The organism is Citrobacter freundii complex sp. CFNIH2, from assembly GCF_002880615.1.
Taxonomy (GTDB): Bacteria; Pseudomonadota; Gammaproteobacteria; order Enterobacterales; family Enterobacteriaceae; genus Citrobacter_A; species Citrobacter_A amalonaticus_F.
Map to the genome: position 1 here is coordinate 4,982,071 of NZ_CP025757.1, position 22,268 is coordinate 5,004,338.

A 22,268-nucleotide genomic window follows, 5' to 3' on the forward strand; every position below is an offset into this window, starting at 1 on the left:
AATTCACTCCTTATTTGATACCTGAGAAACCGAAACTTCTCAGGAACTGTTTCTGAAATGCGATAAAGGCCACCATGAGCGGCAGACAAACCATGAGCGTTCCCGCCCCGATGGTTCCCCACTGTCCGCCCGATTCCGCGCCCATCGCAAAGGAGACAAGACCGACGGTCAGCACCTGTTTGTCCGGGTCGTTAAGCATCATGAGCGGCCACAAATACTCGTTCCAGTGATAGGTAATACTGACGGTGGCGAACGCCAGCACTGACGGCCATGACATCGGGAGCAGGACGCGGTAAAGCACCTGCCACCAACGGCAGCCCTCCATCAACGCCGCTTCCTCCAGTTCTTTTGGAATGGCAAGGAACGCCTGGCGCATCAGGAACACGCCGAATGCTGATGTGAAATAGGGCATCATCACGCCGGTCAGCGTGTTAAGGAGACCGACGGTTTTCAACGTCATCATGTTCGGCACCATCATCACGACGGGCATGATCATCAACTGGACCAGAAACAGCAGAAAGAGCGTTTGCTTGCCGCGAAATTCATGGCAGGCGAAAACGTATCCGGCGGTGGTGATGGTCAGCAGTTGCACGGCGAAGGTGCCAAACGAGAAGATCAGCGTATTGACGTACAGGCTGATCCAGTTCGCGCTGGCCCAGGCATCGCGGAAGTTATCGAGCGTCAGCGGAAAGCGCGGCAATACGGAGGCCATTCCCTCCCCAAAGGTTGTGGCGCTAAACGCCGAAGACAGCATCCACAGGAAAGGGCTTACCCACAGCAGCGCCAGACAGGTCATCAGCGCGCCCAGCGTGACTTTTCTGGACTGGCGCAGGCGGAGCCACAGTGGTTTTGTCGCACGTTGTGTCCGGGGAATGACGGGGGAGATCTCAACGCTCATGATGCGCTCCTCGCTCCAGTAGCTTCAGGTTTAAAAAGGAGAAGGCAAACAGCCCAGCCAGCGTCAGAAACGTGGCGGCGGAGGCTTTGCCCAGATCGTGAGTATCCCAGGCGAGATTCTGGATGTAATAAAGCAGCACGCTGGTGGCGTTATCCGGCCCGCCGCGGGTCATGACGGCAACGTGGTCAATTTGCGTGATGGAGTAAATCAGCGCCGTGGTGATCACGAAACTTAATGTCGGTCGCAGCAGAGGCAGCGTCACCTTGAAAAATATCTGCGTTGGGGTGGCACCTTCCATCATCGCGGCTTCGCGGGCCGACAGCGGAATGCTTTGTAACCCTGCCAGAAAGAACAACATGTAATAGCCGGCGAATTTCCAGACACCAATCAATGCCAGGGCATACAGCGCGCTGTTGCTGCGACCCAGCCAGTTGTTATTCATGGGGCCGAATAGCTTTGCCAGGTAGTAGTCGAACATGCCCATTCCCGGCATAAAAATGAACAGCCAAATTGCCGCCGCGCTGACCATGGGAATAATCATCGGGAAGAAAAAGGCGGTGCGCAGCCAGCGGTTAACACGGTGGTTTTCCCATAACGCAACGGCCAGCAGTAACGCCAGCGCCACGCCGGGGATGACCGTCAGCGCGATGTAAATCAGGTTATTCACCAGCGACTGCCAGAAGACGTTATCCTCAAACAGACGAATAAAATTCTCTGTGCCGACGAAGGGGGCGGCGTCGGTTGCCATGCGGGTATCGAACAGGCTGTCATACACTGAACGAAGCAGCGGAAACCAGGTAAACAGCAGCAAAAAAAGCAGTGAAGGCGACAGGATAAGCCAGGGAAGCCAGTTCTTTTTCATCATCATCTACGGGCTCGTCGAAATGTTTCTGAAGCCAGACAGTGTGAAAAGGGATTACTGCAAAAGGATGGCCGATAGATGATGGTTTCGTGACCACCAAACTTCATCGCGTTTAACAATCATTCACGCTGAACACCACTACCGACCCGTTAAGTTTACGGGTCACTGGCTTATTTTGCCTGACACATTGCATTGACAGCGCTGTCTGTAACGTTACACTAAACCGTTGTAGTTCATAATTCCTGAGAAGATGGTGATGCCGGGTATGAGTGTCTTCCGCCATTCATCAATTGCCGCAAAGGAGATGTATGGCGAATATTCGTGATGTCGCAAAGCATGCTGGCGTTTCCGTCAGTACGGTATCCAATGTGCTCAACGGCCGGACCGATCAAATGCGGGCTGAAACTCTGGCGCGTATCCAGCAGAGCATGCAGACGCTCAATTACTTTCCAAACCGGGTGGCGCAACAGCTCAAGACCGGTCAGGCCAAAATGATTGGTCTGCTGGTGCCGTCCATTGTGAATCCCAGCTTTGCCGCCCTGGCTCGTGAAGTCGATCTGGCCGCCAAAAAGCGCCAACTGCGGGTGCTGATTGGAAATACCTACCGACAGATTGAAGAAGAAGAAGCCTTTCTGGACGATATGTTTTCCCACGGCGTCCGCGGGATTATCGTTGCCGCCTGCGATATCGAAAAAGCGCATTTTGCGCGAGCGGCAGAGCAGGGCATGGTGATGGTGAACTATGATGGCCGTATGCCTGTGCGTGCTCCGTCGGATCATTTTGCGCTGGACAGCGTATCCATGGATAACATTGATGCCGGGCGAATGGCGGCAGAACACCTGATCGCACAGGGGTGCCGTCGCCTCGCGTTTGCCACGGTGGAAGGGATGACCCCCAGCCGGGCGCACAAAATCGAGGGCTTTCTCCGCGCGGTGCAGGAGCACGGGCTTTATCGCGATGGGATGATCGTTGAAGGCCAGGCCATGGCGGCCTATGGCGACACGGAAATGACAGAACTCGGGCGGGCACTGGCGTTAAAAATCAGCCAGCAGCCAGCGTTCCCGGATGGCATCGTGGCGATCAACGATGCGCTGGGCATTGGGCTGATGGCCGGTTTGCATCAGGCCGGGATCCAGGTGCCGGAACAAATCTCTATTGTGGGCATCGACAATATTCCGCTCTCCGGACTGGTTTTCCCCGGTCTGACTTCTATCATGCCGCCGCTTCGGGAGATGGCAGAGGTGATGGTTGAGCGGTTGATTGAGCGGACCGAAAATTCGGCCATTCCGCCAGAGGAGTTTCTGTTCCCTCCGTCGCTGGTTTCCCGACAATCGGTACGATAACGGCGTGGTACGAGAAGAACGACACGTTCTTCTCGCTCTGTCATACCAGCGTTGGGGCTACAGTCAGCAGGATATTGGCGAAGCGGCGGGTTTCGCCGGAGGCGATAACCAGGATCGTGTCAGACGATTTGGCCAGCGAATAAAACGCGTTACGTTCAACATGTTCAACCTCGATTGCCTCAGAAAGCAGACCGCGGTATTCACGCTCGACCGTATTATCAAAATCCGCCGGGCTTGCCATTAACGTGGCTTTTTCCACATTAATATAGCCGAGGATTTTCTCCATAATGACGACACTCCCGATCATCCCTGGAGTGAAATTAAGCCAGATAATCCGTGCCTGCGCAGAAGTATTGGTTAAAAAAGAGTAATTGGCATCGGTGATTAAAATATTCGCCTTGTGTCCGCACTGTGCCAGCGCCTGTAATAAATCAGGATGAATAATATCTGACTTGATCATATGTCATACCTTTTAAAACTGGCGGGCCTCATCGCCCGCCATATTTTTATGCCCGGTAAATACCGCCGTTAATGTCGATGGTGGCGCCGGAAACGAAACCATCATATTCAGAGGCGAGGAAACAGATGACCCTTGCCACATCTTCCGGCGTGCCCGCTCTTCCCAGAGGAATGGCCTGGATTGTCTGGTCGGCAGAGGCCTGCGTGGTGTGCTGATCATGAAAACGCGTGCCGAGAATCAAGCCAGGCGCAACGGCATTGACGCGGATACCGTGTTCACCGAGCTCAGCGGCAAGCGAGCGAGTCCAGGTCAGCACTGCGCCTTTAGTCGTGGAGTAGACCAGAGAGCCCGCATGGCCGCCAGAGCGTCCGGCCAGAGAGGCCAGATTGACAATACTGGCGCCATCTGGCGCGGCCTTCAGCCACGGTAATGCCTGCTGAGTGACATTCAGCATCGTCGTCATATTGACGTCGATCACCGTGCGCCAGAAATGGGGCTCAATCTCACCCAGCCATTTGCGGGCAATAATGCCGCCGACGTTATTGATCAGAATATCGATACCGCCAAGAAATTCCGCTGCCTGCGCCACACAGCGGGCAGCGTCTTCTTCATCGGTTAAATCGGCGAAACCACAGGCCGCCCGACAGCCCTGTTGTTCGGCGAGCGCGATTAATTCCCGTGGGCCTTCTTCGCCACTGAAATAATGAATATAAATATCGCATCCCGCCTCAATCAGTTTTTTCGCGCTCTCTTTACCAATGCCTTGTTCTGCGCCTGTAATAAACGCTTTTTTACCCGTTAATAATCCCATTTCATACTCCCGTTATTCATATTTAAACGGCGTCAGGCAATGACGTGACATCATTTCGCCGTTTTTTGTGCGTGGATATCCCTGCCACCCGAGCGTGGCAAATACAGGATTTGATTATCAGTAGCCGGCCAGTCCGGGCAGCCAGGTGGTTAACGGTGGTGCCATGGCGACAATAATGATGCCGACAAAAACCACCGCCAGATATTTCGCCATCGGTTTGATGACGTGCTTCATCTCCACGCCACAAATGGCGCAGGTGGTATACAGACCCAGGCCGATTGGCGGTGAGAACAGACCAAAGCCCATTGCCATGATCATCACAATGCCAAAGTGCAGCGGGTTAAAGCCAAGCTGAATGGCTATTGGCACCAGAATCGGGGCGAAAATGATCAGTGCTGGCGCACCTTCGAGAACCGCACCAAAGATGATCAGAATGACAATGGTTAACATCAGGAATAGCCAGGCCCCTTGCTCCATGCCAATGCCAACCAGCAGTTCAGCGATCTGCTGTGGGATCATCTGAATGGTCAGGGCATAAGAAAGGCTGGTCGCACAGGCTACGATGAACAGCAGGACGCCGGACATCGCCGCGATATCAACGAACATTTTCACCGTGGCTTTCAGCGTCAGCTCACCAAACGCCAGGCGTCCCACCACAATGGCGTAGATTACCGCGAAGGCGGAAATTTCCGTCGAAGTGGCGATCCCCATCATGACTCCACGGCCAATCATGAAGATCATGACCAGGCCGACAGCGGCGCCGAGGTAAAGCTGAATCCGTGGACGTAATACCGGGTAGGCTTCACTGACGTTTATTTTTCCGCCGAAGCGGTTGGCGGCGACCATTAACAGCACCAGCAGGCAGGCCGCAGGTATCAGGCCGGCGATAAACAGTGCGCCGATGGAGATATTGGCGACAAAGCCCATCACGATCAGGTTCACGCAGGGAGGAATGGTTTCCGCCATCACCGCGGATGCAGCAAATACCCCGGCGGCTTCTTCGCTGTCCTGCTTCGCGCGTCGTACCGCAGGCATTAACACCCCGCCGACGGCCGCCACATCGGCCAGTTTGGAACCGGAGATGCCAGAGAAAAAGGCCATCGACAGTACGGTGGTCATGTTCAGACCGCCGCGAAAGCGTCCCATGCCGCGCACAATCAACTCGACCAGACGCGTGGACATGCCGTTGATTTCCATCGCCGCACCGGCGAGCAAGAAGAACGGAATCGCCAACAGAACAAAGTGGTCAACGCCCGCCGCTACCTGCTGTGAGAAAAAGACAAACGGCAGGGAAGGGTCGCAGATAAAAAAGACCATGGCGGACATGCCGAGCGTGAAGGCGATTGGCACACCGGCCAGAATGCCAAGCACGAAGCAAATCAGCATCAGGCCCGCCGCCGCGCTGGCCGGATCGGCCATCAGCGACAGTTTCAGATAACCCAGCGCCGCCAGCACGATGATTCCCGTGCCGCTGAGCAGCACCACTTTGGCGCGCTCATGTAGGGCATGTTCCAGCGCGGCCACCATCATCACCACGGAACCGATTAATACCGGAATCACGTAGATGGTCTGCGGCAGGCCCGTCTCGGTGGTTTGCAGTCGCGCGGCCTGCACCAGATCATAACTGGAAACGACCAGCCCGACGGAGACCAGAAACAGGATCCAGCGGCTGGCGTGGATTACGTAGGGGCGAACGCTTTCAGGCAGGAAGCGTAAGAACAGATCGACACCAATGTGTCCGCCTCTGCCGGTCGAAGTCGCGACGCCAAAAAAGACCAGCGCAATCATCAACGCTCGCGCCACTTCTTCCGCCCAGTGGATCGGTGAGTGCAGGGCATAGCGCCAGATCACCGAAGCAAATACCACCAGCACGTTGATAAACAGCACCAGCGCTCCGGCCCAGGACGTTAACGTGGTCAGAAATCGACTCAGCCGCCCCAACAGCGTCAACAAAGACTTTTCATCCTTTGTTTTCATCGGGATATCAGCCATGATGAACTCCTTTCATGGTTTGTGTGGGCAATATCGCCGACCCGCTGAACACCGCAGGCCGACGATGCGCGGCTTATGGTCTGTCGCTCGGCGCTGCGGCGCTGATCTCGTCCACCATAGGTTTCAGATCCGGGTATTTATCCAGGAAGGCTTTCCAGACAGGCTGTACGGCCTGTGCGAAGAATGCGCGATCGGTTTCCCGGAAAGTGACGCCTTTCGCCTCCAGGTTTTTAATCGCTTCCTGTTCTTTTTGACTGGCCTGCTGGCGTTCGTATTCCGTGGCCTCTTTCGCGGCGGCCAGCACGTCGGCACGTAATGATTCCGGGATCTGCTCGAAGCTCTTCTTATTCATGGCAATCATCAGCGGGTTATAGCTATGGCGGGTCAGCGTGCCATTCTTGATGATTTCATAATATTTGCTGGCGTAGATGGTCGGGGCATCATGCTCGACGCCATCGATCACGCCCATTTGCAGGCTGGAATAGACTTCCCCACCCGGCATGGGAATGGCCACCGCGCCCATGTGATTCAGCGTGGCGATAAAGTTTGGCACCGGCAGTACGCGGATTTTCAGATTCTTTAAATCCTCCGGCTTTTCAATGGCCTTTTTGGTGTACACGTTGCGCGCGCCGAGGTTATAGCCATAGCCCAGCACCATCACGTTTGCTTTATCCATCATTAGCTTAGAAAGCTGCTCACCGGCTTTGCCGTCCAGCGCTTTCCCGACCTGGTCATAGTCTTTAAACAGATAACCCAGATCCAGCACGCCCACTTCAGGAACCAGCGTGGCCCAGATTGAAGTACCTGAAATCATCATGTTAATGGCGCCGATACGGACCTGTTGTGTGGCATCGGCTTCTTTTCCCAGCATGGCGTTGGCGAAATAATTAAGCTTAATCTGTCCTTTTAACTTCTCGTTTTTATTCAGGTTTTCCTGGAAGCGGTTGAACCAAATATAGTGCGCAGAGGAGTCATCTCCTGGCAGAGACGAGTAAACACGAAAATTGATTGCTGCCTGTGCTGAAGCGCTCAGCACACTGCCTGCAATCAGGGCGCTACTGAGGCAAGCGAGTGCCAGAAAACGTCTGGCTGAACGAAACGGTGTTGTTTTCATCATGATTATCCTTTCTCACAGTGTAGAGGTCGTGATAACGCCATCTGGCAGGGCGGACGCAGCCAGCTGGTTTAACGAAAAAGTCGCTGATTCTGTTTTCTGTAACGTTTTAGTGTAACGTTACAGACGCTATCCGACTCACTGTGCAAATGCAATATGCTTCCTTTCATCAGGGTGAGTGATATGTGAATTTTGTGGCGGGTATCGCTAATTTACGGGGGAGTGTTACAAAACCGAAACGGGGTGTTCGCTGTTTAGTCACTGTTTAGCGAGGCAAGGCACACAAACCGGTACGTCGTCGGTGTCCGGGAGTGCAAACGGCAGTCTGTGTAAACCGATTCGCGTCTGTCAGGCGATAACTTTTACGCATAGCCGCTTAGAAAATGGCATTTTTTACATAGGCATCAAGGTGATAGTGTCAATTGAAATGACAGAGAAAACGCGGTGCAGATGATGAAACATACCATTGGGATTCTGGGCGGCATGGGGCCCGCAGCAACGGCAGACATGCTGGAAAAATTTGTTGAACTGCGCAGCGCCAACTGCGATCAGCAGCATATCCCGCTGATCGTTAGCTCCATTCCGGACATTCCCGATCGCACAGCCTGCCTGCTATCAGGCGGGCCTTCTCCCTGGCACTATCTGGAGCGTTATCTGCACATGCTGGAAGATGCGGGGGCCGAATGTATCGTCATCCCTTGTAACACCGCACACTACTGGTTTGATGATTTACGGGCCGTGGCAAAGGTAGACATGATCAGCATTCTGGATGCCACGCTGAGTGAGATTCCTCCCGGTGTGACTCGTGTCGGCCTGCTGGCAACGAACGCCACGCTTGCGACAGGGTTATATCAGAAAAAAATGATGGCGCAGGGACTCTCTCTGGTTCAGCCGGAAGAGGCGGGCCAGGAGCAGGTAATGCAGGCCATTTACGCATTGAAACGCGGTGATAAGTCTGCCGCGCAAAGGTTGCTGTTTCCGCAGATTGAGCGACTGATTTCCCATGGTGCGCAGATCATTATTATGGGCTGCACCGAGATCCCGTTAATTGTGGCCGGGCATGAGAGCAATTTTGAGTGCCGGTTTATTGATTCAACCGCGTCTCTGGTACACGCGGCTATTCGCTGGTATGAGTCGTGGCCGGATACGCAGATGGATGAGACTGCGCAACAGGTTGCCTGCGTTTGAAGTGAAATCAGGGGATCGTATGCAGATGGTGCAGTTCTTTCCAGAACCGCTCCGCCAGGGGCGTCATCCGCGTATCCATCCGGTAAGCATACGCCTGGATAGGAATAATCAGCTCGTCCTGGTCCAGCACTATGAGCTGTTTATTACGAATCTCCTGACGAATCGCATACTCCGGGAGCCAGGCGATTCCACAACCGTCCAGCGCAACCTGTTTAAGTAACTCACTCATCGAAGAGACAAAAAATGTACTGAAACTCAGCTCGGTATAGCGGGTTAACGTTCGGTTGATAAGCCGCCCCATGTAGGAGTTCTGGCTATAGTTGAGCAGCGGAAACGCGGGCTGGTCGAGCGTGTATCGCGGTTTCCCGTTTTCATCGCTTGCGCAGACGGGAAATAGTTGCGACTCGAACAGGTGAATATTGGCAAACGGAGGCTGGAGCAGGTTTTCGTCATAATAAGAGAAGATAAAGTCGCTTTGCCCTTCCCGCAACATATCGACCGCCTGATCGACATCGATCGCTTCAACCGACCAGGTAAACTGGGTGGGCATCTGGCTGACGATACCGGGTAATAACCCCAGCGAGAGGGAGTGCGCAGCGGCAATCTTGATTTTACGCAGCGTGAAATCGCTGCCACCGCGGAGCTCAGCCAGGTTGCTTTCCAGCTGTTGAAGCAGATGGCGTATCTGAGAGTGAAAGATTTTTCCCTGCTCGGAGAGTTGCAGCGGCGAGACCTGACGATTGAACAATTCAACCCCGACCGCGTTTTCCAGGGCGCGAATACGACGGCTGAAGGCGGGTTGCGAGACATTACGAATAATCGCGGCCTGGGAGAAGTTTCGGCACTTTTCCAGGGTCAGAAAGTCATAAAGCCATTTCGTTTCTATGTTATACAAACCTGCACCACTCACATCCATTGATCATCACCTGTCAGCCGTCTGTCTGCGCCATTTTACGGGCATTCACACGGCTGACAACCGATTGCGCTTACTCGAAGGACCCCTTCACGCAGGCTTTCCCGTCAACCACCATTTGTTTGCCGTGGGCATAAACCTGTTCAATCTCTAATTTCGGCGTCATCACCAGCAGGTCGGCATCCTTCCCGGAGGCGATTTCGCCTTTAGTGGACAGGTTAAGAAAGGCAGCCACACTGGTCGTCAGCGGACGCAGTGCGTCGGTCAGGGTAAATCCGTAATCGTTGATGAGCGATTGCACGGTTTCAAGCAAGCTCTCGAAGCCCGCCACGCCAATTCCGGTGAGTTTGCCGGCATCATCAAACAACGGCTGGCTACCATTACCATCAGAACTGACCGTTATCCGGGCAAGCGGTACACCGGCTTTGACTGCGCGCGCCACACCCTCAGCCGGTGCAACCGGATCGGGAATACCGCTGGTGATGTCGATGGTGCCGCCTTTGAGCGCAAAGGCCAGCGCTTCTTCGAACAGCGCCTCATTGCGGTTTACGTGGGTGGGAAGCAGCTTACTCATCGGCACATCACTATTTTCCAGAATGTCGTACAGCGGTTTGAGCCCCTTTTTGCTGTCGCCCATATGGAACACGCTGACCCCCGGTTTGCCGCCCAGCAGGCCACCCACACGGGATTCAGCGGCCATATTTGCCAGTTGATAATCGCCAGGCGCGGCAGAGCGGTGGTCAGAGACGGCGCATTTAACGCCGATGACGCGATCGATCAGCGCCACATCTTTTTCGACGGAACCGGTGATCGTCGGTGAAGGGACATGGTAAGCGCCGGTTAACATCCAGGCGGTGATCCCTTCTTCATTCAGCGCCCGGGTTTTCGCCAGCAGTGATTCCGGATGACGGGTCACGGAGTCGGTGCCGAGCAAACCAATGACGGTCGTGACCCCGGCTTCGGTCAGTCTGCTCAGTCTGACTTCTGGCGTGCGGGTCGTGGGGCCCGCTTCGCCACCGCCGCCAATCAGGTGAACATGCTGATCGATAAAGCCAGGACACAGGATCCGTCCTTTGAGATTGATAACCTTACAATCCGGCACAATGTGAGGCGAGATATCGCGTGCAACGGCAATAATCTTGCCGTTGGCGAGAAACACGTCGCAAATCCCCTGGTCTTCAGGGGTGTAAAGGTGTGCACCTTGCAGTAACGTAAACTCTGCGCAGGATAAATCAGGCATGATAATTCCCTTTTAAACAATAAGCTGCATAACCCAGATCGACAGTAATGCGTTGATGGCGCATACCGCAATGATGTGGGGATAATATTTGGCGTTCACTTCGGCGGTACCGAGGCAGCGACCCACGTTCTGTACAGGGTTACCCATCAGGTATATCGCCGGGAGCAGAACCGTGACGTCGTGACCACTTAATGCTCCCGCCGTGAGCAGACTGGCGGAAACGCCTACCGCGCCGCCCATGCTCATCAGCGACGCTAACAGCACGGTGGCGGCTTCACCAGGAAGTCCCCAAAGTGCCATGATCGGCTGACAAATGTGTCCAACCCAGTCAAGTAAACCGGTGATTTTCAGCGCCTGAATAATGACGAACGCCATCACCACGTTTGGCAGCAGGTTCGTGGTGGCAATCGTAAAGCCGCGGCGGGCACCGTCAATAAACATGTCCATGACATTTTTGCGTACCTGAGTGGTCATGCTTGTGCTCCTTGCGTTGGGTTACGGCGTTCTTCAAAGTTGATCCAGATACGTAGCAGATTGGCACCGACAAATTTAAACACCAGAATGACGGCCAGCGGGACGATAACAGACGTTCCCAGAAACGCGAAGACGGCGACGCCAGAGGAAAAATAGTTGGTGATAATCGCGCTGCCGCTGGTCTGGTACGCAGCAAAAATGACTTTGTCACGCTCGGTGATTTCACCATCTTGCGCCAGTTCTTTCGTCATACCCGCAGCGGCATCGGTATTTTGTAAGTTAGCAATAAGCGCCAGCGAGCAGATGCCCGGAATGCCCAGCAGCGGTTTCAGGATCGGTGTCATCAGCTGTTGCGCCGCACGTAATCCGCCAAGGCCGTCGGTGATTGAAATAATGCCCAGTGACAAAATGACTGACGGCGCGAGTTCCAGCGCGAAAAGAAAACCATCTTTTGCGCCCGTACCGCCCGCGCCCCGAAAGGTTACGGTCGTTTGTCCCGCGCCATTCGCGATCTGGCCAAACGAACCGTTCAGCACGGTAAAATCAAAAACACGCCACCAACCTTCCGTTCCGGAAAATACGCCGGAAAAGAAAATGATGGTCAGAAAAAATGCCAGATATCCCTTAAGTCCGACTTTTTCTGTTGCAAGCGGCAGCGCCGCCTGTTCCCCTTGTTGCGCCATAGCGAACCCCGTTATTTTTTTGATGATGTGTGTTTGTTGCGACAGGCCAGAAGTGGCCCGAACTCAATGACCTTACCAGCCATGGGGATATGGGGAAAATGCAAGAATGTTTCGCGCTATGCGTTTCTTGCATAGTGTGACAGAAATATCGGGAATATAACGACCCGCCAATTTCTGCCCCGTTTTAACATTGCCAGATAAATTCTTTTCCATTCTTGTAAGGAGAGTGGATACAACGGCATTGTTTTAAACATACAGAACATTGCTTAATGATGTGCAATAGCCTCAGTCATCACGATCGCGTATGAGTGAGCATCCGGTGAAATATATACAGCCAGGGCGGGGAACGGATGAGAACAGTGAACGGCTCCGCACGACAATGATTAATGTAGAGGGTAATCTACCGTATCGTTTACGCTATTCTTAATGACATAGCGTGTTTCAAGCATCACGGTCTTTGGGGGAATTATGAGTGAAATGCGTTCCCGCACGGCAATTATCGTGGACGATCATCCGCTGGCGCGTATGGCTATTCGTGGTGTACTGGAGAAAGATCGCGTTACGGTTCTCGGAGAGTATGAGGACGGTGCGATTGCGCTGAAGAGTTTGCTAAAAACGACTGCGGATATTGTGGTTATTGACGTTGAGATCCCCGGCGTCAATGGGGTCGAGCTGGTGGAGAAACTCAGAGCGAATCACTATCGCGGTGTGCTAGTTGTTGTCTCAGCGAAAAACGATCGTTACTTCAGCAAGCGCTGCGCACAGGCGGGAGCGAACGGGTTTATCAGTAAAAAGCAGAACATGGATAATATCCTGGCAGCCATTAATGCCGCACAGAATGGGTATACCTATTTTCCATTTTTCTCCGAAGAAGCCTCCGAAACCCTCACCGACGCGCAGCGTCTGGAGTCCCTTTCGGCGCAAGAGATGAAGGTCATGGGACATGTGCTTAACGGTCTGGACAATTCGCAAATCGGTGAGGCGATGCATATTAGCGGTAAAACCGTCAGTACGTATAAAACGCGGCTAATGGAAAAACTCGGTTGTAAATCATTAATCGAGCTGCTCTCTTTTGCTCATCAGAATAAGCTGACATGATGATGAATAACTGGCTGATAGTGATGTTCATTGTTTTATCAATAGGTGGGCGTGCCGTTTCCGCACAGCAAAAGTCCCCCGTTGAGCTTGAACTATCAGGGTTCAATTACATATCGCCTGTGCCGGTTTATCTGAGTGAGGATGACAAACGCTGGCTGCAACAGAAAAAAAAACTCAGCGTCGCCGTTTACGAACCCGTTCAGCCGCCGCTTGTTCTGACCACGCTGACGGGACGTTATCGGGGAATGAATGCTGATTATCTGGCATTGATTCAACACTCCCTTAATACACGAATAAGTGTGATGGCGTATCCGGATCAGGCTGATGCTGTTGAGGCGCTAAAAAAGGGTGAGGTCGATATGGTATTGACCGGGCTGGAGAGTCAATCCTGGCGTGAAGCAAGTGTTCAGGTTTCTCTGCCACTGATTCATTCCTGGCCCAATTTAGTCACCTCTCTTGGCAACGTTATGGCGCCATTGCAGAGCGCACAACGTACGGGGGGGGCGATTGTTAATCACTATCCGGATGTTGATTTTATCCGTCAGTCCTTTCCCGATGCCGAGATCGATAACTATGGCAGTTACCAGGAGGCGCTGAATTCTGTTAATAATGGGCGCAATGCCTGGTTTTTCGGTGATTCACTCACGACCAGCACCTGGCTTTCTCAGGAGTTCAGTCTTGCGCTGACAACGGTGAAGTATTGGCCAGCACCTCAGAGAAAGAGCTACTTTTTATTTTTGCCCGCACAGCAACGGCTGCGGGAAATTGTGAACAATACCCTTAGCGCAATTGATGAAAACATCCATGGGCAAATTGCCCAGTCGATGATTGATAAAGGCAATCTCTCCTTCCTGATTGAACCTCTGGACCTGACGCCACGCGAAAAGCAGTGGTTAAATAATCACAAAACACTCCGTGTGATTATCAATCCCTGGTTTGCCCCTTACACGATGGTTGATGGAAGCCAGCAAACGCGGGGTATTGTTGGCGATGTCCTTAATTTGATTGGCTTACAAACGGGTATTCAGTTTGAGACGGTGGTCGTCAAATCGAATAAAGAGATGGTCGCTGAGATGAAGAAAGGTAACTGGCATATTGTGCAGGCAGCTACCTATGATCTCAGCCGAGAAGATTATCTCTCTTTTACGCATCCATTTATCACCACACAGTTCGTGGCCGTGATCAGAAAAGAGGAAAGTAAAGAGCATGCGCTGCGGCCCGGTAACCATGTTGCAATCAGCGCCGATCACACTTTACTGGCCACACTGAAGGCGAAATATTCAGGCATTGTGTGGGAAGAGGTGGAAAATTCCAGCGTGGCATTGAATCTGGTCGCAACAGGAAAAGTGGATGCCGCCATTTCGAATCAGCTGACCGCGCGTTATCTGAGCGAGCATTACTATCCCGATCAGCTTTCCTGGATACCGCTTACCGGAGAAGAGCCCGCGGCAATTAGTTTCGCGGTGCCCCGCTCTGAGCCGGAGTTACGGCAAATTCTGGATAAAGCGTTAGATGATATTCCACAAAAAGAGGTCCTGCAGATCGTCAGTAAATGGATTCGTCTGCCGGATGTCAAAATAGATACCTGGGAATTATATAACAGGCCTTTTTATCTGGTGGCTACCTTAGCGTCGTTACTGGTACTCAGCACCTTGTTATGGGCAGTCTATCTGGTGCGGGAAGTTCGAATCAGAAAACGCTCTCAACGCTTACTGAAAGAGGAGCGGAACCGGGCTCTCAGGGCCAATGAAGAGAAGCGGGAATTTCTTTCTCACATGAGCCATGAGATACGAACCCCGGTAAGTGCCATTATGGGATTTCTTGAACTACTGCAATTTTCTCCTGCGAAGTTTAGCCCGGAAGATAAAGCATCAGTGGACCAGGCGGCTCAGGCCTCACGTTCGTTATTAAAACTTATTGGCGAGATCCTCGATCTGGAGAAGATCGAATCGGGCTTATTAGAGACCGTTCCCCAGTGGAAATATCCGGAGAGCCTGATACAAGACAACATTGCATTATTCAGCGCGCTGGCGGCGCAAAAAGGGATCGCGCTACGTTACGATTCTCGTTTAGATGCACGCGAGGCGATGCGACTGGATCCCCAATTACTGGGGCAGGTTCTCACCAATATTATCGGCAACGCGGTGAAATTTACCGAACATGGTGATGTGCGAATTTCTGCGGTGAAGCATGAGCAAACGCTGGTGATCTCGGTGCGTGATTCTGGGCCGGGAATGAGCGAAGAAGAACAACGCCGTTTATTCACCGCCTTTAGCCAGGGAAAAGCGGGAGAACATCACCGCGGTTCGGGGCTCGGATTAGCCATCAGTCGGGGATTAATGAGGCAAATGGGAGGGACAATCGAACTGCAAAGTGAAGTGAATCGGGGGACGATCGTTACGTTGAGCCTGCCAGTCCAGACGTCGTTTGATATCACGCCTGCCGTTGCGGACGTTGACGCGCCTCTGCCAGTATTGCAAGGAACAACACTCCGGGTATTAATCGCGGATGACCTTCCTTTCAGCCGATTACTCCTGAAACGTCAGCTTATGACGTTGGGTATCATGGCTGATGAAGCCGACAATGGCGAGATGGCATTGCATTATCTTCAGCAAGGAAATTATGACTTGTTGATTACCGATCTCAATATGCCGGTTATGGATGGTATTGAGCTTGCCCGCCAGGTCAGAAAAAGTAATACGACGCTTGTCATCTGGGGGCTCACGGCAACGGCGCAGGAGCACGAGCGCGAACGTTGTCTGTCGGCGGGCATGAATGCTTGTCTTTTCAAACCCATCACGTTGTCGCAACTCTCTCATTTACTCTCCGGGGTGAGTGATACCCACGACACCATATTTGATCTCGAAAGACTGGCGATGCTGGCGCAAGGGAATCGGGCATTGATGCTTCGCGCATTAAAAGATGCGCAGGTAGAAAATCGCTGTGATTTAACGGCGGCTTATAAAGCCAGTGAGTCTGGTGATTATCGTCAGGTTAAACATCATATTCATCGCATTAACGGGACGGCCCAGCTATTGGGCGTTGAGACCTTAATGAAGGCTGCACAGTCTTTGGAGGATAAACTCCCGGACGCAATGACTGTCACCGAACTGCCTGCTGAGCTTGAATATATCCAGACACTGCTGGACGAACTGGAGCGGGCAATCGAGAAATTCACGCCTTAATTTCCCTTCCTACACGTGTAGGCGGCGCCTGACAGAATAATAAGGCGCCGCTGATGTTGCTCCTGTGTTAACCAGGTAAAATAAGCCCTGTTCCAACAGAATAAAATTAGTTAATTAAACCTGGTATATTTCCTAAGAAAAATCCATGTTTTGGTTTATTACAAGTTTCAACTATCAAACACGCCTGGATCATTAAACTAAACCTATCCACATAGCTAGTGTTTAATTCTGTTTTTTATTGCGCATTCTGGGTTTTTGTTTTGATAAAAATAGCTAAGTGTGGATCGTTGTTCTTTTGAAAGTAAAAAGATAGTAGAAACGATCGTTTTTATGTTTTCTTACGAAATCCACGACTTTTGTGATGTCATGCTGAATTATTTTCTGTAAATTTTACAGCGAAACATGAGGTGACTTACTGACGTTAAAACAGCAAGCAGGAAGTGTCGAAAAGGGAAGTTCTATGAAATTGTCAGACTCCGTTTTTTCTGATGATTATTTTTTTATTGTCGGCATAAGTGCGTTGTTAACGCCGGAGTTGATTGATGAAAATTACACTATAGTCGATGTCGATGAGTCCATCCTGCAACGGAGTACAGAGTATTTGTCTCCTGGCAGGAAGATCATTGCATTTATCACCAATGATCTCGACTACTACGCATTATGCCATTTGAGAGATATAACTTTCATTGATAAGAGACGCCGGATAAATGAAATTCTCTCATGCCTGTTTGTCAATGACTCCCGGTATGCTTATCGGGTGAAATACTCGCTTTCATTCCGGGAAAGTGAAGTTCTTGATTGTATGCAAAAAGGAATGGAGGCGAATGAGATTGGTGAGTTATTGGGCATGTCGATGAAGACATTCTATGCACACCGTCGCAGCCTGATATTTAAACTTCAACTCGGTAATCGTGTATCTCTGTATCGAAATATCGCGCGAGTAAGAATGTGCAAACCATATATTCATGAGTCTGATCTTACATAAATTGTTGCGTTAATGTCGGGAAACGAGAATATGCAGAGGAGGTGAGTGCAGGAATAATTGTTTTTAACATCAACGCTTTTAATTAAATATTAACTTAACTATCTGGATTTAATTATATGAAAAAAATTGCACTGATTTCTGCAATGTTATCGCTTTCTACTCTGCAAGCCGCTAATGCAGCCGATGGCGTCATTAACTTTACCGGAACGATTACAGGAACGGCGTGTGTCGTTGATCCTTCTGCGATTGCGCAGCCTGTCGATCTGGGAACCGTTTCAACGGCGGCATTTTCTGGCGGGAATGGCGCAACAGCGGCAGCTAAGCGCTTTAATATTGTGCTGAAATCCTGTCCGGCGAGTGTGACCAGCGCCAGCGTTCGGTTTGACGGTACCACCAATACGTCTAATCCTTCGATTCTGGCGTTGACCACAGGTCAAACGGCGACGAATGTCGGCGTCGCTCTTTATGAGCAGGACAGTGCCACATTGATCCCGGTTGGCTCTTCTTCGGCTAGCGTGGCGTTGTTGGAAGACGTCGATAATACGTTGACCTATTTCGCAAAATATATGGCCACAGGTACTGTCGGAGCGGGGACGGCAAACTCGTCAACCTCCTTCACCGTGACCTATCAGTAAAAGCAGGGCCACTCGTGGCCCTGAGTAATCAATCAGGAACTCTCATGTTTCAGCAATTATATAAAACGGTTGCTGTGGGGATAGTATTTATCTCAACAGCGGCAATCAGTGGGGTTGAAATAGGCGGTACTCGTCTTATTTATAATGGTAATGCCAGTCAGGCCACCATCAGCGTCAAAAACCCGGACAATAAACCGTATCTGATCCAGTCATGGGTGAGTAAAAGTGAAAATAGTGATGACAGTGGCAGTGAATTTACCACGACGCCACCTTTGTTCAAATTAAATCCAAATTCACAGAACTCCGTTCGCGTCATGCTGGCAGAAAACAACTTACCCTCGGACAGAGAAAGTGTTTACTGGTTAAATATTAAAGCTATTCCGTCATCGTCACCGGATGCGAAAAATGAATTGTTGATCGCGGTAAAAAGCAAAATGAAGCTGTTTTATCGTCCCGCCGGGTTAAAAGGCGATCCGTCATTGGCATACCAGCAGTTAATTTTTTCACGTGAGGGTGGAAAATTAACTGTAAATAATCCAACGCCTTATAGCGTGTCGCTCAATGAAATAAAGGTGAACGGCAAGACGATCACTAAGCCTCCAATGGTATTACCATTTCAAACCGTCACGCTACCGCTATCGGGGATAACCGGCGGAGACGTATCGTGGCGTGCGATTAATGATTTTGGAGGCGTCACGACTGAACAAAAAGTTAAAATGTAGGTTAAATGCTTATGCTCCAGCTCAATACGGTTTCAGGTTTTGCAACGTTAACGAAATTATCAGTCCTGGTTTCTCTGTTTACACATGCGTCAACCGTGTTGGCTGAGGATTATTTTTCACCCGATTTTATTGAAACCAGAGGGAATATTCCGCGTGATATTGATATCTCTCGTTTCAGCAAAACTGACGGACAGGTTCCCGGTGTTTATCACGTTGATGTCTATCTGAACGGAAATTATATCGAATCTCGTGATATCAGCTTTCTGGGTAAAGAGAGTGAATTGTCCCCATCGTTAACCTACGCCGATTTCGTGAAATGGGGTGTGAAGCGTAACGCACAGCCTGACTGGATGAGTATGGAGGATTCCGCAACCATCGATAATATGGGGGCGTTACTCCCCGGGAGCCAGCTCAATTTTCAATTTGATGGCATGCGTCTGGATATTTCGGTGCCGCAAGAATATATGCAGCGCGATCCACGCGGCTCCGTTGCACCGGAACAGTGGGACGACGGACTGAATATGCTGTTCCTGAATTATAACTTCTCTGCTGCCAACAGCCATGGCAAGGGCGATTCGCGTAATGACAGCTATCTGAACCTGCGTAGTGGGATTAACGTCGGTCCCTGGCGGTTGCGGAATTACTCAACATATAACAATAACGAAGGGGACGGGCACTGGAATACCCTCAGCACTTCACTGGAGCGTGATATTAAAGTGCTGAAAAGCCAGTTCAGTATGGGGGATGGTTATACGCAGGCAGGTGTATTCGACAGCGTTCACTTCCGTGGCGCGCAAATTTATTCGGATGACACCATGTTGCCGGAAAGCGTTCGGGGGTTTGCGCCTGTGGTCCGTGGTATTGCGCAAAGTAACGCACAAGTCACCATTCGTCAGGGCGGGAATATTATCTGGCAGTCTTATGTACCGCCAGGCCCGTTTGTGATTGATGATCTTTATCCTACGGCCGCCAGCGGTGATCTTACCGTGGTGGTGCGTGAAGCCGATGGTTCGGTGCATCAGTTTATTCAGCCATTTTCGGCTGTACCGATCATGCAGCGTGAGGGCCAGTTTAAATATGCGCTGGCAGTGGGGAAATATCGTGCATCAAACAGTACGGATAAGGAACCGGATTTTCTTCAGGCCACAATGAGCTACGGGTTGCCGTGGGACACCACGATTTATGGCGGCACGCTGGCGTCGGGGGATTACCAGGCAGGGGCTATTGGGATCGGCAAAGGATTGGGTGATTTCGGTTCGTTCTCTTTTGACACCACCTTTGCCCATACGCAGATGCCAGGTAAAACGGAAGGCGGTATCTCGCTTCGCGCGCAGTATGCCAAAGATTTTTCATCCACGGGCACTTCGCTGAGTCTGATGGGGTATCGGTATTCCTCTTCCGGCTTTCATGATTTTCAGGAAGCGAATGGTGATGTCAATAAATACCGGATGGCGAGCGATAACGTTCTGGAAGGCAATGACTGGCGTTATCAGCGTAACAAACGCAGTAAGGCACAGGTGACATTGAACCAGCAGCTTGGCGATTTCGGGAATATCAACCTTTCGGCCTGGCACCAGGACTATTGGGGCGGTGATACCGAGCGTAACGTCAGCCTGGGTTACAACACCAGTATTAACAATATTAATTATGGCCTGAACTATAGCTATTCCCGTGGTCCCTGGCACAACGACAACGATCATATCGTCTCTTTTACGATGCAGATTCCATTCTCACGTTTCTTGCCAAATAGCTGGATGACGCTATCGGCAAACGCGAATAAAAAAGGCGACGCCACTTCACAGGTTGGGCTGTCCGGTTCCGCGCTGGAAGACAGAAATCTGAGCTGGAACGTACAGCAGGGATACAACAGTAAGGGGTCAGATGTGACGGGCAGTGCGTCGGCGAATTATAAGGGCCGTCATGGTGAATATCAGCTTGGTTATAACTACTCTCGCGATAATCGTCAGGTCTCGGTTGGCGCAATGGGGGGACTGGTGGTTCATCCGTATGGCGTCTCCGCGACTCAACCTCTTGGCGAGACAATGGCGTTGGTGAAGGCCGAGAATGCCGCTGATGTGAAAGTGGCGAATAACAGCGGCATTTACACAGACAGTAAAGGTTTTGCCGTTGTGCCGTACGTTGCGCCATATCGACAGAACAGTCTGACGCTAAATACCGACAGGTTGAACAACAATACGGATGTGTTGAATGACACGCAGACCGTCGTACCAACAAAAGGCGCGCTGACGTTGGCCGATTTCCCGACCGTTACCGGCTACCGAATCCTGCTGCAATTGACGGGCAAAACGATTCCGTTTGGGGCGACGGCAACAATTAACCATCGCGACAATACGCCAGAAGGGATTGTTGACGATCGTCAGCGAGTCTGGTTTAGCGGCGCACCGGAAAAAGGCTCCGTGGTGGTGAACTGGGCTGGGGAAAGTTGTCTGGCAAATTATCAGATTGCGCAGGCTTCTGACAAAACGCATAACGTCACCGCGGAGTGCAGGTAAGTGGAGAGTAAGATGAATCGAATTATAGTGAGTTTATTGTGGGTGGCTCTGGGACTGTTTTCACGTACTGCGCTGGCGTGGGATTGTTCGACGGTCACGCCATCAACAACCTTATCGCCGCAGAATATCACTATCTCTAGGGATCTGCCGGTGGGGGCCGTTATTGGTACGCAGATAATGACGCCGACAGTGAATGCGTTCAGTTGTTTTGATTCAGCGGAAGGGGTCATTTCCAATCAAACGTTTGGCGTAAAGGCGATAGGTACCTTCGATTCAATGGTCAATGGGGTTCGGGTCTATAAAACCAACGTTGACGGTATTGGCTATGCGATTTCCGGCTCGACGGCAAAGTGCGCCGGAGGGAATGCCGCCGTGACAGGGGCGAATACGATTCGGGGCGATAGTAACACCGCCAGGCTTTGTCAAAATACCACGGGAATGATAAGCCCCGGATTGAATGGTTCCGTCACGGTGACGTTCTATAAAACGGCGACGGAGACCGGTTCTGGTACGATATCGGCAAGAACGGTGGGGTCGTTGATATTGCTGAATAACTCGCTGCTCTGGCAATCCCCAGAAGCCGCAGTCAATATCAATGCGTTCACGGTGACCACGCCAGCCTGCAAACTGACCACGGCATCCATCCCTGTCGATATGAAAGAGGTTGATAAAAATGCCTTTAATGGCAAAGGAACGACGCCGGGAGAGGCATATACCCAGTCATTCAATTTGCCGATGACCTGCAATGCCGGAACCGCCGTCAGCGTCAGGATGGAAGGCGATATTAATGACGCAACGAAAGGCGTCATCAATACGACCAGCGGGAGTAACGCCGCTACAGGAGTCGGGATCCAACTGCTTTATAACAACCAGCCGATGAGGTTGGGCTCCGATGTGGCGGTTGGGACATCGAGCACAGGGGGCGGGTTCACGGTACCGCTTAAGGCGCGTTACTACCAGACGGGCGATCATATCACCACAGGGGCGGCGAACGGCGTACTGTCTTTTACGATGACATACCAGTAGTTGCCGAATAACTCACATGTGGATGAACAGCAGAACAGGTTAACGTCAACCTGTTCTGCTGTTTATCACGACATATTTACTGCGGCTACGTTTGTGATGCCGTGAGGTGAAAGAGAAAGCCGTCAA

19 protein-coding genes are annotated in these 22,268 nt (G+C 51.5%); 9 read left to right on the forward strand and 10 right to left on the reverse strand.

Going from position 1 to position 22,268, the window contains the following annotated elements:
- Positions 1-10 precede the first annotated feature (10 nt).
- Positions 11-898 (reverse strand): carbohydrate ABC transporter permease, encoded by an 888-nt coding sequence (locus tag WM46_RS24445; protein ID WP_102603608.1) that lies wholly within the window; start codon positions 896-898, stop codon positions 11-13.
- Positions 888-1,760, reverse strand: coding sequence for a carbohydrate ABC transporter permease (locus WM46_RS24450; RefSeq protein ID WP_102603889.1), 873 nt, complete (start codon positions 1,758-1,760; stop codon positions 888-890). The genes WM46_RS24445 and WM46_RS24450 overlap by 11 nt, the downstream gene beginning before the upstream one ends.
- A gap of 308 nt (positions 1,761-2,068) precedes the next feature.
- Here WM46_RS24450 and WM46_RS24455 point away from each other — a divergent pair, with 308 nt between their 5' ends.
- Entirely contained in the window at positions 2,069-3,103 is a 1,035-nt protein-coding gene (locus tag WM46_RS24455; RefSeq protein ID WP_061075241.1) for a LacI family DNA-binding transcriptional regulator, read from the forward strand.
- Positions 3,104-3,143: 40 nt separating this feature from the next.
- On the opposite strand, the gene WM46_RS24460 is transcribed toward WM46_RS24455, so the two are convergent.
- The 4 genes from WM46_RS24460 to WM46_RS24475 all read right to left on the reverse strand — a co-directional run bounded on the left by WM46_RS24460 (position 3,144) and on the right by WM46_RS24475 (position 7,483).
- Entirely contained in the window at positions 3,144-3,563 is a 420-nt protein-coding gene (locus tag WM46_RS24460) for an RbsD/FucU family protein (RefSeq protein WP_061075240.1), read from the reverse strand.
- Positions 3,564-3,609: 46 nt separating this feature from the next.
- Entirely contained in the window at positions 3,610-4,374 is a 765-nt protein-coding gene (locus tag WM46_RS24465; protein ID WP_102603609.1) for an SDR family NAD(P)-dependent oxidoreductase, read from the reverse strand.
- A 117-nt stretch (positions 4,375-4,491) separates the two neighbouring features.
- Positions 4,492-6,366 (reverse strand): TRAP transporter large permease subunit, encoded by a 1,875-nt coding sequence (locus WM46_RS24470; RefSeq protein WP_102603610.1) that lies wholly within the window; start codon positions 6,364-6,366, stop codon positions 4,492-4,494.
- 73 nt (positions 6,367-6,439) lie between these two features.
- Complete coding sequence (locus tag WM46_RS24475; RefSeq protein WP_061075237.1) at positions 6,440-7,483, reverse strand: TRAP transporter substrate-binding protein; 1,044 nt, start codon at positions 7,481-7,483, stop codon at positions 6,440-6,442.
- 450 nt (positions 7,484-7,933) lie between these two features.
- Here WM46_RS24475 and WM46_RS24480 point away from each other — a divergent pair, with 450 nt between their 5' ends.
- Positions 7,934-8,668 (forward strand): aspartate/glutamate racemase family protein, encoded by a 735-nt coding sequence (locus WM46_RS24480; RefSeq protein ID WP_102603890.1) that lies wholly within the window; start codon positions 7,934-7,936, stop codon positions 8,666-8,668.
- A 7-nt stretch (positions 8,669-8,675) separates the two neighbouring features.
- On the opposite strand, the gene hypT is transcribed toward WM46_RS24480, so the two are convergent.
- From hypT to WM46_RS24500, 4 genes are all read right to left on the reverse strand, one after another.
- The gene (gene hypT / locus WM46_RS24485; protein WP_102603611.1) at positions 8,676-9,584 is read right to left on the reverse strand and encodes a hypochlorite stress DNA-binding transcriptional regulator HypT; all 909 of its coding nucleotides are present in this window, start codon (positions 9,582-9,584) and stop codon (positions 8,676-8,678) included.
- 70 nt (positions 9,585-9,654) lie between these two features.
- Complete coding sequence (gene iadA / locus WM46_RS24490; RefSeq protein ID WP_102603612.1) at positions 9,655-10,821, reverse strand: beta-aspartyl-peptidase; 1,167 nt, start codon at positions 10,819-10,821, stop codon at positions 9,655-9,657.
- 12 nt (positions 10,822-10,833) lie between these two features.
- Positions 10,834-11,295 carry a YjiG family protein gene (locus WM46_RS24495; protein ID WP_102603613.1) on the reverse strand — a complete coding sequence of 154 codons (462 nt, stop codon included), beginning with the start codon at positions 11,293-11,295 and terminating at the stop codon, positions 10,834-10,836.
- The gene (locus WM46_RS24500; RefSeq protein ID WP_102603614.1) at positions 11,292-11,978 is read right to left on the reverse strand and encodes a nucleoside recognition domain-containing protein; all 687 of its coding nucleotides are present in this window, start codon (positions 11,976-11,978) and stop codon (positions 11,292-11,294) included. The genes WM46_RS24495 and WM46_RS24500 overlap by 4 nt, the downstream gene beginning before the upstream one ends.
- 468 nt (positions 11,979-12,446) lie before the next feature.
- Here WM46_RS24500 and evgA point away from each other — a divergent pair, with 468 nt between their 5' ends.
- The 7 genes from evgA (at position 12,447) to WM46_RS24535 (ending at position 22,142) form a co-directional block, all read left to right on the forward strand.
- Positions 12,447-13,076 (forward strand): acid-sensing system DNA-binding response regulator EvgA, encoded by a 630-nt coding sequence (gene evgA, locus WM46_RS24505; RefSeq protein WP_102603615.1) that lies wholly within the window; start codon positions 12,447-12,449, stop codon positions 13,074-13,076.
- The gene (locus WM46_RS24510) at positions 13,073-16,261 is read left to right on the forward strand and encodes a transporter substrate-binding domain-containing protein (protein WP_262360427.1); all 3,189 of its coding nucleotides are present in this window, start codon (positions 13,073-13,075) and stop codon (positions 16,259-16,261) included. The genes evgA and WM46_RS24510 overlap by 4 nt, the downstream gene beginning before the upstream one ends.
- A gap of 460 nt (positions 16,262-16,721) precedes the next feature.
- Entirely contained in the window at positions 16,722-17,246 is a 525-nt protein-coding gene (locus WM46_RS24515) for a helix-turn-helix transcriptional regulator (protein ID WP_061075233.1), read from the forward strand.
- Positions 17,247-17,362: 116 nt separating this feature from the next.
- Positions 17,363-17,881, forward strand: a complete 519-nt coding sequence (locus tag WM46_RS24520; RefSeq protein ID WP_102603616.1) for a fimbrial protein — start codon at positions 17,363-17,365, stop codon at positions 17,879-17,881.
- A 44-nt stretch (positions 17,882-17,925) separates the two neighbouring features.
- Entirely contained in the window at positions 17,926-18,603 is a 678-nt protein-coding gene (locus WM46_RS24525; protein WP_102603617.1) for a molecular chaperone, read from the forward strand.
- 11 nt (positions 18,604-18,614) lie between these two features.
- Positions 18,615-21,116: a fimbria/pilus outer membrane usher protein gene (locus WM46_RS24530; protein WP_102603892.1), complete on the forward strand. Its 2,502-nt coding sequence runs from the start codon at positions 18,615-18,617 to the stop codon at positions 21,114-21,116.
- 12 nt (positions 21,117-21,128) lie between these two features.
- Positions 21,129-22,142: a fimbrial protein gene (locus tag WM46_RS24535; RefSeq protein WP_102603618.1), complete on the forward strand. Its 1,014-nt coding sequence runs from the start codon at positions 21,129-21,131 to the stop codon at positions 22,140-22,142.
- Positions 22,143-22,268 lie beyond the last annotated feature (126 nt).

Excerpts from the sequence above, each read along its gene's own strand:
- iadA (WP_102603612.1), bottom strand. The coding sequence starts at position 10,821 with ATGCCTGATTTATCCTGCGCAGAGTTTACGTTACTGCAAGGTGCACAC.
- WM46_RS24470 (WP_102603610.1), bottom strand. The coding sequence starts at position 6,366 with ATGGCTGATATCCCGATGAAAACAAAGGATGAAAAGTCTTTGTTGACG.
- hypT (WP_102603611.1), bottom strand. The coding sequence starts at position 9,584 with ATGGATGTGAGTGGTGCAGGTTTGTATAACATAGAAACGAAATGGCTT.
- WM46_RS24500 (WP_102603614.1), bottom strand. The coding sequence starts at position 11,978 with ATGGCGCAACAAGGGGAACAGGCGGCGCTGCCGCTTGCAACAGAAAAA.
- WM46_RS24510 (WP_262360427.1), top strand. The coding sequence starts at position 13,073 with ATGATGATGAATAACTGGCTGATAGTGATGTTCATTGTTTTATCAATA.
- WM46_RS24515 (WP_061075233.1), top strand. The coding sequence starts at position 16,722 with ATGAAATTGTCAGACTCCGTTTTTTCTGATGATTATTTTTTTATTGTC.
- WM46_RS24495 (WP_102603613.1), bottom strand. The coding sequence starts at position 11,295 with ATGACCACTCAGGTACGCAAAAATGTCATGGACATGTTTATTGACGGT.
- evgA (WP_102603615.1), top strand. The coding sequence starts at position 12,447 with ATGAGTGAAATGCGTTCCCGCACGGCAATTATCGTGGACGATCATCCG.
- WM46_RS24455 (WP_061075241.1), top strand. The coding sequence starts at position 2,069 with ATGGCGAATATTCGTGATGTCGCAAAGCATGCTGGCGTTTCCGTCAGT.
- WM46_RS24535 (WP_102603618.1), top strand. The coding sequence starts at position 21,129 with ATGAATCGAATTATAGTGAGTTTATTGTGGGTGGCTCTGGGACTGTTT.
- WM46_RS24460 (WP_061075240.1), bottom strand. The coding sequence starts at position 3,563 with ATGATCAAGTCAGATATTATTCATCCTGATTTATTACAGGCGCTGGCA.
- WM46_RS24480 (WP_102603890.1), top strand. The coding sequence starts at position 7,934 with ATGAAACATACCATTGGGATTCTGGGCGGCATGGGGCCCGCAGCAACG.
- WM46_RS24450 (WP_102603889.1), bottom strand. The coding sequence starts at position 1,760 with ATGAAAAAGAACTGGCTTCCCTGGCTTATCCTGTCGCCTTCACTGCTT.
- WM46_RS24475 (WP_061075237.1), bottom strand. The coding sequence starts at position 7,483 with ATGATGAAAACAACACCGTTTCGTTCAGCCAGACGTTTTCTGGCACTC.
- WM46_RS24530 (WP_102603892.1), top strand. The coding sequence starts at position 18,615 with ATGCTCCAGCTCAATACGGTTTCAGGTTTTGCAACGTTAACGAAATTA.
- WM46_RS24525 (WP_102603617.1), top strand. The coding sequence starts at position 17,926 with ATGTTTCAGCAATTATATAAAACGGTTGCTGTGGGGATAGTATTTATC.
- WM46_RS24465 (WP_102603609.1), bottom strand. The coding sequence starts at position 4,374 with ATGGGATTATTAACGGGTAAAAAAGCGTTTATTACAGGCGCAGAACAA.
- WM46_RS24445 (WP_102603608.1), bottom strand. The coding sequence starts at position 898 with ATGAGCGTTGAGATCTCCCCCGTCATTCCCCGGACACAACGTGCGACA.
- WM46_RS24520 (WP_102603616.1), top strand. The coding sequence starts at position 17,363 with ATGAAAAAAATTGCACTGATTTCTGCAATGTTATCGCTTTCTACTCTG.